Genomic DNA, 210 nt, shown 5'->3' with positions numbered 1-210 from the left:
TCACCGCTTTTTCTTCTTTTTCGTTTGGCTCAACGGCTGGTTTATCTCCCGTTACTAAATCATAGTAGTGAGTAGTAATACCATCTTCCGTCTTCGTTTGTTTATTGAAGTAGTATTTTTCGCCTTGTAAAAACGTTGGTGCAGCTTGCGTTCCTTCGACAGTTGGTGCTACTTCCACTTCTTGTGTGCCTTGAAGCGTCACAAAACGGG

1 protein-coding gene is annotated in these 210 nt (G+C 42.9%); it reads right to left on the bottom strand.

All coding sequences use genetic code 11. From position 1 onward, the window contains the following. The coding region (locus tag HMPREF3106_RS03075) for a hypothetical protein (protein WP_168160692.1) at positions 1-210 on the bottom strand (210 nt) is incomplete at both ends.

The sequence above is a fragment of the Granulicatella sp. HMSC31F03 genome (genome assembly GCF_001807725.1).
GTDB classification, from domain to species: Bacteria; Bacillota; Bacilli; order Lactobacillales; family Aerococcaceae; genus Granulicatella; species Granulicatella adiacens.
The sequence above is the reverse complement of the archived record's forward strand: the minus strand, read 5'-3'. Positions and strand labels throughout refer to the sequence as shown.